This is a genomic window from Alkalihalobacillus alcalophilus ATCC 27647 = CGMCC 1.3604 (genome assembly GCF_000292245.2).
Classification (GTDB): Bacteria; Bacillota; Bacilli; order Bacillales; family Bacillaceae_D; genus Alkalihalobacillus; species Alkalihalobacillus alcalophilus.
In genome coordinates this window covers 1-10,847 of the sequence record NZ_ALPT02000113.1, presented here as the reverse complement: position 1 = coordinate 10,847, position 10,847 = coordinate 1, and the positions used below count along the sequence as shown (strand labels likewise).

Here is a 10,847-nt window from a genome sequence, read left to right as displayed (position 1 = left end):
AAGGAGAATGAAAACAACAAAAGCCTTTCAGTTAGGTCTAGATCAAATTCGAACGATGGGTTCTTGGATGCTGTGGTTTGTCGGGATTTATGCTATTTCGTATTTATCCGTTTTATTTATTCCTGATTTCTTCAATCTTGATTGGAGTATTAGGGAAATTGAATGGACATTCTTTCATGGCATGATAAACTCTGGGAAAATTTTCTTTTTAATTTGCGGGTTATTAACTCTATGGATTTTTATCAAATATTATGTCTCAAATGGGATGACGCGTAATGATTATTTTAAAGGGACAATGGGTGCTGTTGTTGTATTAAGTTTAATATTGACTGTTATCATCACGATTTTTTCTATTGTGGAATGGTTTTTCTTTTCGAATATGAGTACAGGGTTCATGGCATTATTTCTAAAAGCACCACTGGAACTTGTTTTGTACTATTTGTTAGGTTGGTTTATCGGGGCTGGATTTTATCGTTATAGTTTCTTTGCTGGTCTGTTCAGTATTCTTCTCTCTATTATCGTGTTAATTGTTCACGGTGAAATTTGGGGTGAGGCGGGTTCGATTCCTTGGTTAGAGTGGCTTAATTTGACCACTTCTGTAGGAGGAGCAGTAGTGATTAGTCTGTTCTTAATTATCGCGTTGGCTGCTGTCATTCGTCATCTGATTAAGGATATGAGGATTAAAATTTAATCATAGTGCCAATCAGGAGGATGTCTTAAAAGGCATCCTCCTTTTTTGTTGTTTTAACATTAATTCGTACTTACATTTTAGAAAATTCCTCGAACCTGTAAGTGGCTAGGAGCATAAAAATGGGTAAATGCTGATTTTGTTTGAAGTCGTAATTTTTTTGATAAAAGTAAAATTATGTGTTGACAGTATCACCAAATCGGTTTAATATTTGCCCTAGGGAAACTTTTTTAGTTAAGTGAACAAGTTTTATGTAAGGTTAAGATTATGAGCTTGGTCAAAATTATGTATAAAAAAATAGATAAAGGTATTTTGTACATACTAAAAGCAAATGGAGGGGAGTAAATTGAAAAAGAAACTATTTATTTTGTTGATGAGTATGGTCGTTATGACTGTGTTGGCTGCTTGTAATCAAGAGGAAGTAACAAGTGATGCGGATGGGGATGAGCAAATTCAAGTCATGACCACGATCGCTCAAATCGGGGAACCTCTTTCTGTTATTGGTGGCGAGCATGTTGAAGTGAAAAGTTTGATGGGGCCATCTGTTGACCCACATTTATATAATGCAACACAAGGCGATATTGCAACATTGGAGCAAGCGGATCTTATTTTTTATAATGGGTTAGATTTAGAAGTTAATATGGTCAAAATCTTTAATCAAATCGGTCAATCAAAACCAGTTTTAGCCGTTGGTGATGCTATTTCTGAATCTGACCTTTTAGAAGAAGAAGTGGGAGTGATTGACCCACATATTTGGTTTGATATTGATTTATGGAAGCAAGCACTAGCTGCTGCAGTCGAAGAACTAAAAGACTATGCACCTGATCTAGCGGACGAATTCGAAGCGAACAAGCAAGAGTATTTTGCTGAATTAGAAGCTTTACAAGCGGAAGCAGAAGAAAAATTAGCGGAAATTCCCGAGAATCAACGTTATTTAGTAACGGCCCATGATGCATTTGGTTATTTTGGCGAAAAATTTGATTTAGAAGTGGTTGGGTTACAAGGGTTAAGTACGGAAGATGAAATTGGGGTTTCTGACATTCGTGATACAATTGAGTTAATTAGCGAATATCAAGTTCCGGCGATTTTTGTTGAATCAAGTGTACCGACAAGGATGATTGAATCAGTGATCGAAGGTGCAGCAAGTGAGGGGATTGACGTCGAAATTGGAGGAGAGCTTTTCTCTGATGCGATGGGTGAAGCAGGAACGGATGAAGGAACGTATTTAGGAATGTATCGCCATAATGTCGAGACGATTTATCAGGCGTTAGCAGGAGGAGCTGAGTAACATGGAAACGGCTGTTATCCAAGTGAATAACTTGGCAGCATCTTATCAAAAAAATACAGTGTTACATGATGTAAGCTTTCAGGTACATTCAGGGACACTTACTGGTATCGTTGGTCCAAACGGTGCCGGTAAGTCGACTCTTATTAAAGCAATGTTGCAATTACACCCTCTTTTAAAAGGGGAGGTACAATTTTTTGGGCAGTCTTTTAAAAAGGCTAAAAAACGAATTGGATATGTACCACAACGGGGCTCGGTCGATTGGGATTTCCCGACAGATGCTTTGGATGTTGTGACGATGGGTTTATATGGACAGATTGGCTGGTTGAAAATCCCAGCACGTACACATAGAGAAAAAGCTTATGCAGCGTTAGAAAAAATGGGCATGGCTGATTATGCGAAAAGGCAAATCAGTCAATTATCAGGAGGACAACAGCAGCGTGTCTTTTTAGCAAGAGCCCTTGTGCAGGAAGCCGATCTTTATTTTATGGATGAACCACTAGCTGGGGTTGATGCGGCAACAGAAAGAGCCATCATGACAACGCTGCAGGAGTTAAAGTCGATGGGCAAAACCGTGATGGTCGTTCATCACGACTTGCAGACGGTTCCCAATTATTTTGATCATGTTCTTTTCCTTAATCGAACGGTGGTGGAGCATGGAAGAACAAATGAAGTATTCACACCAGAAATGATTGGGAGAACATACGGTGGCAACATGCAGTGGATGGGAGCGAACGCCAATGTGGTCCATTCTGCTAAGTAGTAACACCCAATGGGTTTTGTTTAGCACGATGATTTTAGGAATTGCCGCAGGAGCCGTTGGTACGCTCGCTTATTGGAAAAAGCAAAGCCTTATGAGTGATGCCCTTGCCCATGCAGCACTACCTGGTGTAGTTATTGCCTTTATGTTATTAGGGGAAAAAAATCTATTTATCTTAATTTTAGGTGCGGCGGCAAGTGCTTTATTGGGGGCTCTCTTTATTCAATGGATTCAATCATCGACAAGGGTTAAAGAAGATACCGCGATGGGAATGATTCTTTCCGTCTTTTTTGGACTAGGAATTATGCTGCTTACGATAGTTAATAGGATGCCGGGTGGAAATCAAAGTGGTTTAGATAGTTTTATTTTTGGTCAGGCAGCCGTGATGGTACGGTCTGATGTATATACGATGTTAGCTTTAGCTTTTATCGTTTTAGTAGTCATCGTGCTTCTTTTTAAAGAATGGAAGCTATTTCTTTTTGATGCAGGTTTTGCTCAAGGGCTTGGACTTTCATTAAAAGGAATGAATATTTTATACACAGCGGTACTTGTGACGACAATTGTGGTCGGTATTCAAGCCGTCGGTGTCATTTTAATTGCGACGCTATTAATTATTCCTTCTGTTAGTGCGAGATATTGGACTCATTCATTTAAATGGATGTTGATCTTGTCAGCATTTATAGGCGGAATCTCAGGAGTGGTCGGGACGGCTATTAGTGCATTAGGACGAGGCTGGCCAACGGGACCTTTTATTGTCGTGGTAGCGGCAGTACTTTTTATTATTTCGCTTATTTTTGGGAAAGAAAAAGGACTTTTTATTAATTATCTTCAATTTAAGGCCCATCAAAAACGAGTCGAAAAATCAGGTTTAAAAGAAGGAGGCGTCCAATAAGATGACATATACAGCTTGGATTATCTTAACGGCTGCCTTAGTTGGGTTATCCTGTGGGTTGATTGGTGTCTTTTTAATTTTAAGAAAGATGGCGATGATGTCAGACGCGATTAGCCATACGGTTCTCTTAGGGATTGTCGTTGCTTTCTTAATAACAAGAGAGTTAAGCGGTCCACATATGCTGATAGGGGCTGTTATAGCTGGATTATTAACAGCGTTTCTAGTCCAGTGGCTGCACTCGCTTGATATTGAACTGCACGCCTCGATGGGGATCGTTTTTACTACCTTGTTTGCCATTGGAGTTATCTTAATATCTACTGCTGTAGGAAATGCTCATTTGGATGTGAAACATGCTCTCATGGGGGAGATCACATTTGTTCCATTTGAAACGACCGTTTACCCAATTGTAGGTGAGATTCCAACGACAACCGCGATGCTTGCTTTAGTATTAGTGGTAGTTCTTATTTTTATTATTGCTTTTTATAAGGAATGGAAGATTACTTCCTTTGATCCGGCTCTTGCTGCAAGTCTTGGGATCCCAGTTGCTTTTATGCATTATCTATTTATGAGCCTTGTCTCAATTACAACCGTTGCTTCTTTTGATGCGGTTGGAGCGATTATGGTTGTTGCGATGCTGATTACACCTGCAGCAGCTGCATACCTCTGGACAGATAAACTGGCGGTAATGCTTATATTGAGTGCGAGCTTTGGTGTTCTTTCAGCGATTGTTGGCTACTATATTGCAGCTTGGATTGATACATCGATTTCGGGCTCAATGGCTTTTGCAACAGGCTTAGTCTTTCTCGTTAGCTTTATTTTCTCACCAAAGCATGGTTTAGTTTCAAAATGGATAAAGCCTGCTGATACATCAACTACAAGCTAAAAAGCTATTTACAAAAGTGAGAAAAAAGACTACTTTAAAAATAGAATGAACAGGATGATAAAACCACCTATTGCGGTGGTTTTTTTGGTTGGATAAGAGGTGCAGTATTGGTAAGGTTCAGACTTGCCTAAGAAAATAAAACCGAATGAAAGGATGATTCGTCAAATGAAGAAAGGGGGGAGAAATATGGCTTTTGCTTATGAACAAAAACAAGAGCGTGTGATAGATAAAGAAGAAATATTAATAGAAATTATGAATACATATGGCGATGAATTGCTCCGACTTATTTATTCCTATGTGAAAAATAAAGAGGTTGCTGAGGATTTAACGCAAGATATTTTTATAAAAGTGTATGAGCGAATTGACCAGTTTGAACAGCGCTCCTCTTTAAGAACGTGGCTTTATCGAATTGCAATTAATCAAAGCAAGGACTATTTAAAGAGCTGGCACTTTCGAAAAGTTCGTACTGAAGCAGAGGATTTCTTTCTTTCGCATACAGTAGAGAAAACTCCCGAAATTCGGACAGTTGAAAAAGCAGAAGAGGAAGAGCTAGTGCACAAAGTCTTTAGTTTGCCACTTAAATACCGTGAAGTCATTTATCTTTTTTATTATCAAGAATGTTCGGTTGGTGAGATTTCAGAGTTGTTAAAAGTAAAGGAAGGAACAGTGAAAACAAGACTCTATCAAGCGAGACGAAAATTAAGGATCAAGTGGAATGAGGAGGACTTGTAATGGATGACCAATTGAAAAAGCTAAAAAAGTCAATGGATGATTCAGTGTTTAAAAAGATGTCTTTCTCACCAGAGCTGCAAAACAAAGTATTGGCTAATCTTCAGCGTTCAAGTGTGATGACAGAGCAGTTAAAAAGAGACGTTTTGTCAATGTTAAGTCATCAGGCTTTGACAGGGTACGAACTTTTAATCAAAATGGAGCAAATTGGTGAAAAGTATTTTGAAAATCATGAAGGCGAACTGTATCAACTTTTGCATCGATTTGAACAGGATGAACTTCTGAACGGTGAATGGTTGGAGGAAGATAAGTATTACCTCACTAGTAAAAAGGGGAAGAAGTATTTGCGGAAAATGGAAAAGGAACGTAAGGAAAAACTGAGTGGGCAGGAGAGGTGGACATGACCACAAAATCCTTTGATGCTTTTTTAACAAGAGTGACCGAACAAATGAAATCAAAAGAAGGTAAACACCTTGTTCAAAAAGAGCTACATTCGCATCTGCTGCAAAGTAAAAAAGCCAATATGAGAGCTGGGTATTCTGAGGGCGAAGCGGAAGTCAACGCGATATCACGAATGGGTGACCCCGTTCAACTAGGTAAAAAAATGAACAAATTACACCGACCATTGATTGATTGGTGGATGCTTGCTTTAGTAGGTGGCTTGTTTTTATTAAGTTTTGTTCCATTTTTGCTTGTCGACATACAGGCGATGCGAGTTGAACTTCAACTTCTTTCTGTTTTTATTTCTTTTATATTTATGTTCAGTCTTATGTTGATTGATTTCCGAAAAATTCTCACAAAGTGGAAATGGTTTTTAGGAGTAGCTATTTTTTATATCATTTTCTTCTGTCTCGGGACTATAACAGAGTTACCTTATATGTATTACTCGTTTGGTTTATTAAAATTCGAAATTTTTGGGGTGCGTATTCCGCATCAATGGTTTTTAATGCTTATATTTATTGGCCTTGTTGGGTATATATCTAATGTCCAAATTAACTCCTATAAACAATTAATACCTCTATTTATCATAATGTGGTTCCCGATTCTTTTAATAGGAAAGCATTTAGGTCCTTTTTTATCGATTTTATTAGTTATGATTACTTTAACAGTAGTCGCGTTTTCAAGCTTGACAAAAAACTAAAAAACAATTTTTGACTTGGAATGGGGTTATAATTTGGGCAAGTCTACTTTGGGCCATTATCTCTCTTGAACCTCATCGATATAGTAGAATAGCTGTCTGGCTGAAGGTTGATTCTGATCCTGGTGAATCCTACGTTCCAAATTTATTAAGAGATATTATCCAATCATCTACTTTATGGGGACAAACGGATATGACTTGGGTTAATGCTATGCCTGATATACACACAGTTACAGCTTTAACGATCGTTATTTATTATGGTGGATGGTTATTAACAGCCTTTTTAATTACTGTATTTATAGGGATTATTGTCCGTTTAGTTTTCCTGCTTGTGCAAATGCAACATCAACAGGCTCGACTAATGATCGCGGGTGGAATGGTGCTACTAACATTCCCGTTTGTTTATAACACGTTGATGATTTTTGGATTATTGCCTTACTCTGCTGTTAATTTTCCAATTCTCAGCTACGGTGGTGCGGAAAGAATTTATTATAGTGCTGTTATTGGATTGATGCTAAGTGTTTATCGTCAGAAGCTATTTTTACGTAAACTACTTGTAAATGTAAAATAAAAAAGCTGTCCGTTTGGATAAGCTTTTTTTGGTCGTTTTTTTGTGAACGAGCGTCGTGATATTCGTTTTCTTGATAATGCACGTTTAGTTAGAACATGATATAAAAAAGAGGGTGGTAAAAATGGTCGGTATGTAAAAAGGGGGAGTAGCTTCTATGAAAATCTTACTCGTAGAAGATGATAAAACGATCGCATTGGGGCTTGAATATTCGTTGCAGCAGGAAGGCTATGAGACAATTTTATGCCATGATGTTCAAGCAGCTAAAGAAGTGATCGCTTCAAAATTAAAGGAAATCTCTTTATGCTTATTTGATTTGTCATTACCTGACGGGTCGGGTTATGAGCTTTGTCAGCAAGTGAAAGAAAATGGCGATGTACCGGTTATTTTTTTAACGGTTGTGGATGATGAAGTGAATGTTGTCATGGGGTTAGATATGGGAGCGGATGATTATATCACGAAGCCTTTTCGGATTAGGGAGCTCATTTCGCGGATTAAATCGGTTTTGAGGCGGTATGAAAATTCAGCAACAACTGAGCCGAAGCCTCAAAATATGATAAAGCTTCAGGATGTGCAGATTCACCTTTTAGAAGGCAAGGTGTATAAAAGAGAGGAAGAAATTTTGCTGACAGCGTTGGAGTATCGGCTAATTATGATTTTTGCCAACCATCGTGGTCAAGTTCTTTCAAGGAGTCAACTGCTGGAGCAAATATGGGATGTGGCCGGAGATTTTGTGAATGATAATACACTTACCGTTTATATAAAGAGGTTAAGGGAAAAGTTAGAAGATGATCCACAAAAGCCGAAGATTATTCAGACCGTACGAGGCTTAGGCTATAAGGTTGGGGTGTAGAATGTTTCGAAATAAAGAGGTTCGAATTTTATTAATTGTTCAGATGAGCATGGCGGCAATTGCCGTTCTTTTTGTTTACTTTTTCTCAGTCGAGGCAGCTATCATTGTGACTATTCTATCGATTCTTTTTATCGGTAGTTATTTAGTATTTAACTATTGGCGTTACGACGAAATTAAAAATTTATCTGGTTATTTACGAAAAATTAATGCGGGTCATTATTCCCTTGATGTTAGAGACAATCAAGAAGGAGAACTTAGTATCTTAAAAAATGATATTTATAAAGTGACCTTGAGGTTGTCAGAATATAGCTCTGGATTGGAAGCGGACAAGCAGAAACTAACAGATGCGATTTCTGATATATCTCATCAAATCAAAACACCGCTGACATCGATGACTGTGATGTCTGATTTGCTAAGTAATCCACAGCTTGACCCTGTCAAAAGAAAAGAGTTTACACAAAACATCCAAATGCAGCTTGAGCGAATGGATTGGCTCGTCTCTTCATTATTAAAGCTTTCCAAAATCGATGCTGGAACGATTCAATTTAAAAAGGAAACGATCAATTTACATAAACTAATGAACGAAGCACTCAAACCAATGTTAATTCCAATGGAGCTAAAAGAGATTTTAATTGAAATAAAGGGGCAAGAAGGGGCCACATTTAGTGGTGATTTTAATTGGACAAAGGAAGCGCTTATCAATTTAATTAAAAATGCCGTTGAACATACTCCTATTGGAGGGAAAATTGAAATCGAGTATCTCGAAAATAGTTTATAGTTTTCCGACAGAAGACTCCTTCCTCCATCGTGTGAAGGGCAAAGCCCAACGATAGGTGGGAGATGAATGTCGGTTGGTGGTAGCCAAAACGCTCCTTTCTATGATAAAATAAGAACAAACGTTCTATGAATGAAGGAGGGAGAGCCGTGCTAGTCAAGAAAGCCTATAAGTTCCGTATCTATCCAAGCAAAGAACAGGAAACCCTGATTGCTAAAACCATCGGCTGTTCTCGTTTTGTATTTAATCGCTTTTTAGGACAATGGAACGATACATACCAAGAAACAGGCAAAGGATTAACGTATTCTTCTTGTTCGGCCCAATTAACCCAACTAAAAAAGGAATTCGTATGGCTAAAAGAAGTGGACAGCATTGCCCTTCAATCCTCTCTGAAAAACCTTGCTGATTCCTTTACTCGATTCTTCAAGAAACAAACGAAAGCTCCGCGCTTCAAATCTAAAAAGAATCAGGTACAATCCTACACCACGAAAGAAACAAATAGCAACATTGCCATAGTAGACAACAAAATCAAATTGCCGAAACTGGGTCTTGTTCGCTTCGCCAAAAGTCGTGAGGTTGAAGGGCGTATTCTGAACGCTACAGTCAGACGAAATCCAAGCGAAAAGTTCTTTGTATCCATTCTAGTCGAAACAGACGTACAGCCCTTGAAGAAAATGGAATCATCTATCGGTATAGATTTAGGCATCACGGACTTTGCGGTTTTTTCGGATGGTCACAAGATGGACAATCATACATTCACAGCCAAAATGGAAAAGAAATTAAGACGTGAACAGCGAAAACTTTTAAGACGTGCGTTACAGGCCAAAAATAAGGGTATTCATCTATTGGATGCCCAAAACTATCAGAAGCAAAAACGCAAAGTGGCTAGATTGCACGAAGGAGTCAGGAATCAACGTGACGATTTCCTTCACAAACTAAGTACAGACATCATCAAAAACCACGATGTGATCTGTATTGAAGATTTGAACACCAAAGGAATGTTGCGTAATCATAAATTAGCCAAATCCATCTCGGATGTATCCTGGTCTGCCTTTGTATCGAAATTAGAATACAAAGCGAAATGGTACGGGAAAACCATCGTGAAAATAAGCAGGTGGTATCCATCTAGTCAAATCTGTTCCGAATGTGGACATCAAGAGGGCAAGAAATCTCTTGAAATAAGGGATTGGACGTGTCCTATTTGCCATAAACATCACGATCGAGATATCAATGCCAGCAAAAATATTCTAGCTGAAGGGTTAAGAACCTTCCACATGGCTTAAGCAACATACAGAACCGCAGGAATCGACGGGGATAGCTTGGTCCATAAGAGAAACCTCTGTTGGCAAAGAAATCCGCTGGCAAGTACGCTCTGTTCCCAAGAATCTCCCACTTCAATCAGACCGCAAGGTCGATAAGTGGGAGTAGTTCAATTCTTGGTTAGGGAATTTAACGATGATTGTGTCTCCGGTTGTTTTTGAGGAAATAATTGCGGGTAAAGAAGAAGGAGAGCCAGGTTATGGTCTTTTCTTACAAACAGATGATCCAGTGGCGACACAGGATCAGTTGGATTCAATGGATGATACGGCTAGTATGAGTATTCATAACTCCTTTTTAAGTCGTCAAGCAGATGAAAATATGATGAAAATATTATCCATTTTTGTTTATGGGTTTATTACATTAATCACGTTGATTTCTATTGCCAATATTTTCAACACGATTTCAACGAGTATTGCTTTACGAAAAAGAGAGTTTGCGATGCTAAAATCAGTCGGAATGACGCCGAAATCCTTTAATAAAATGATCTATTTTGAAAGTATCTTCTATGGGTTGAAGTCAACCTTATACGGACTGCCAATTAGTATTGCGATTATGTATTATATTTATTATACGAATCAAAATACATTCTCTTATGCTTTTGAACTTCCTTGGGTGAACATCGTTATTGTCGTATTCGCTGTCTTTATGATTGTCGGAGCCGCGATGTTATATTCAATGTCTAAGGTGAAAAAAGAGAATATCATTGATGCTTTAAAACAGGAAAATATATAAAGAGGAATTGCTGTTTTTATAAGAAGGAGACTACTAGGAGCAATATATAGTAGTCTTTTTTTTGTATGGATATCGAGGATATTTAACGGAAGCGTTGCTGTCTCTCGGTTCAGACTTTCAATGCGCTATCTAATCAAAATCTCCAAATGCTCTCATTTTGTAACTCGCCTTGCATTTTTTAAACTAATCTGCTAATATCGTTTCATAGCTAACGATTTTGAAAA

General features: G+C 38.2%; 13 protein-coding genes. All 13 read left to right on the top strand.

All coding sequences use genetic code 11. The features are described from left to right. The coding region (locus BALCAV_RS19460) for a hypothetical protein (RefSeq protein ID WP_235213151.1) at positions 1-691 on the top strand (691 nt) is incomplete at its 5' end. Positions 692-1,019: 328 nt separating this feature from the next. Continuing rightward, complete coding sequence (locus tag BALCAV_RS19455; RefSeq protein ID WP_040324264.1) at positions 1,020-1,976, top strand: metal ABC transporter solute-binding protein, Zn/Mn family; 957 nt, start codon at positions 1,020-1,022, stop codon at positions 1,974-1,976. Position 1,977: 1 nt separating this feature from the next. Next, positions 1,978-2,736: a metal ABC transporter ATP-binding protein gene (locus BALCAV_RS19450; RefSeq protein ID WP_004428595.1), complete on the top strand. Its 759-nt coding sequence runs from the start codon at positions 1,978-1,980 to the stop codon at positions 2,734-2,736. Further along, complete coding sequence (locus BALCAV_RS19445) at positions 2,714-3,625, top strand: metal ABC transporter permease (RefSeq protein ID WP_004428593.1); 912 nt, start codon at positions 2,714-2,716, stop codon at positions 3,623-3,625. The genes BALCAV_RS19450 and BALCAV_RS19445 overlap by 23 nt, the downstream gene beginning before the upstream one ends. Position 3,626: 1 nt before the next feature. Beyond that, entirely contained in the window at positions 3,627-4,508 is an 882-nt protein-coding gene (locus tag BALCAV_RS19440; RefSeq protein WP_004428591.1) for a metal ABC transporter permease, read from the top strand. Positions 4,509-4,694: 186 nt separating this feature from the next. Next, positions 4,695-5,240 (top strand): sigma-70 family RNA polymerase sigma factor, encoded by a 546-nt coding sequence (locus tag BALCAV_RS19435; RefSeq protein WP_004428589.1) that lies wholly within the window; start codon positions 4,695-4,697, stop codon positions 5,238-5,240. Further along, the gene (locus tag BALCAV_RS19430; RefSeq protein ID WP_004428587.1) at positions 5,240-5,641 is read left to right on the top strand and encodes a PadR family transcriptional regulator; all 402 of its coding nucleotides are present in this window, start codon (positions 5,240-5,242) and stop codon (positions 5,639-5,641) included. Before BALCAV_RS19435 ends, BALCAV_RS19430 begins: the two co-directional genes overlap by 1 nt. Beyond that, positions 5,638-6,378 carry a permease prefix domain 1-containing protein gene (locus BALCAV_RS19425; RefSeq protein ID WP_040324263.1) on the top strand — a complete coding sequence of 247 codons (741 nt, stop codon included), beginning with the start codon at positions 5,638-5,640 and terminating at the stop codon, positions 6,376-6,378. Before BALCAV_RS19430 ends, BALCAV_RS19425 begins: the two co-directional genes overlap by 4 nt. Positions 6,379-6,388: 10 nt before the next feature. Beyond that, positions 6,389-6,946 (top strand): FtsW/RodA/SpoVE family cell cycle protein, encoded by a 558-nt coding sequence (locus tag BALCAV_RS19420; RefSeq protein WP_081939338.1) that lies wholly within the window; start codon positions 6,389-6,391, stop codon positions 6,944-6,946. A gap of 154 nt (positions 6,947-7,100) precedes the next feature. After that, complete coding sequence (locus BALCAV_RS19415; RefSeq protein ID WP_004428584.1) at positions 7,101-7,796, top strand: response regulator transcription factor; 696 nt, start codon at positions 7,101-7,103, stop codon at positions 7,794-7,796. Position 7,797: 1 nt separating this feature from the next. Next, a complete protein-coding gene (locus tag BALCAV_RS19410) occupies positions 7,798-8,574 on the top strand; it encodes a sensor histidine kinase (RefSeq protein ID WP_004428583.1) in 777 nt (258 codons plus the stop codon). A 146-nt stretch (positions 8,575-8,720) separates the two neighbouring features. Next, positions 8,721-9,854 (top strand): IS200/IS605 family element RNA-guided endonuclease TnpB, encoded by a 1,134-nt coding sequence (tnpB, locus tag BALCAV_RS19405; protein ID WP_040324261.1) that lies wholly within the window; start codon positions 8,721-8,723, stop codon positions 9,852-9,854. Positions 9,855-10,026: 172 nt separating this feature from the next. Further along, the gene (locus BALCAV_RS19400; RefSeq protein WP_004428960.1) at positions 10,027-10,623 is read left to right on the top strand and encodes an ABC transporter permease; all 597 of its coding nucleotides are present in this window, start codon (positions 10,027-10,029) and stop codon (positions 10,621-10,623) included. The last annotated feature ends 224 nt before the right edge of the window (positions 10,624-10,847 follow it).

Excerpts from the sequence above, each read along its gene's own strand:
- BALCAV_RS19435 (WP_004428589.1), top strand. The coding sequence starts at position 4,695 with ATGGCTTTTGCTTATGAACAAAAACAAGAGCGTGTGATAGATAAAGAA.
- BALCAV_RS19440 (WP_004428591.1), top strand. The coding sequence starts at position 3,627 with ATGACATATACAGCTTGGATTATCTTAACGGCTGCCTTAGTTGGGTTA.
- BALCAV_RS19415 (WP_004428584.1), top strand. The coding sequence starts at position 7,101 with ATGAAAATCTTACTCGTAGAAGATGATAAAACGATCGCATTGGGGCTT.
- BALCAV_RS19445 (WP_004428593.1), top strand. The coding sequence starts at position 2,714 with ATGTGGTCCATTCTGCTAAGTAGTAACACCCAATGGGTTTTGTTTAGC.
- BALCAV_RS19425 (WP_040324263.1), top strand. The coding sequence starts at position 5,638 with ATGACCACAAAATCCTTTGATGCTTTTTTAACAAGAGTGACCGAACAA.
- BALCAV_RS19450 (WP_004428595.1), top strand. The coding sequence starts at position 1,978 with ATGGAAACGGCTGTTATCCAAGTGAATAACTTGGCAGCATCTTATCAA.
- BALCAV_RS19400 (WP_004428960.1), top strand. The coding sequence starts at position 10,027 with ATGATTGTGTCTCCGGTTGTTTTTGAGGAAATAATTGCGGGTAAAGAA.
- BALCAV_RS19430 (WP_004428587.1), top strand. The coding sequence starts at position 5,240 with ATGGATGACCAATTGAAAAAGCTAAAAAAGTCAATGGATGATTCAGTG.
- BALCAV_RS19455 (WP_040324264.1), top strand. The coding sequence starts at position 1,020 with ATGGAGGGGAGTAAATTGAAAAAGAAACTATTTATTTTGTTGATGAGT.
- BALCAV_RS19410 (WP_004428583.1), top strand. The coding sequence starts at position 7,798 with ATGTTTCGAAATAAAGAGGTTCGAATTTTATTAATTGTTCAGATGAGC.